We start from the raw sequence: 664 nt of genomic DNA on the forward strand, positions 1-664 counted from the left end.
GGGCGACCCGCGCAAGGCCACGCTCACCCTGCGCATGGACCCGCGCGGCGAGCGCCCGCGCAAGCAGGTCATCGAGCAGCAGCTGCGCGCCGCGCTGGAAGACCTGCCCGGCGTGCGCGTGAAGATCGGCCTGGGCGGCTCCAACGACAAGTACGTGCTGGCCCTGGCCAGCGAAGACCCGCAGGCCCTGGCCACGGCCGCGCAGGCGGTCGAGCGCGGCATCCGCACCATCCCGGGCATCGGCGGCGTGAGCTCCACCGCCAGCCTGGTGCGCCCCGAGATCGCCGTGCGCCCGGACTTCGCGCGCGCCGCCGACCTGGGCGTGACCAGCAGCGCCATCGCCGAGACCCTGCGCGTGGCCACGGTGGGCGACTACGACCAGTACCTGCCGAAGCTGAACCTGGCGCAGCGCCAGGTGCCCATCGTCGTGCGCCTGGACAACGCGGCGCGCGAGGACCTGTCGGTGCTGGAGCGCCTCACGGTGCCCGGCGCCCGCGGGCCGGTGCGCCTGGGCGAGGTCACGCTGGAGGTGGCGGGCGGGCCGGCCGTCATCAGCCGCTACGACCGCTCGCGCAACGTCAACTTCGAGATCGAGCTGGGCGCGCGCGGCCTGGGCGAGGTGACCGAGGCCGTCAAGCAGTTGCCCGCCGTCGCCCAGCTGCCC

At 75.0% G+C, this 664-nt stretch carries 1 protein-coding gene; it reads left to right on the forward strand.

What is annotated here, in order from left to right; genetic code table 11:
* Nucleotides 1-664, forward strand: a 664-nt coding sequence (locus tag AC27KI_RS26635) for an efflux RND transporter permease subunit (protein ID WP_487116892.1), incomplete at both ends; no start/stop codon positions are given.

This window comes from Acidovorax sp. KPB24-03, from assembly GCF_057546605.1.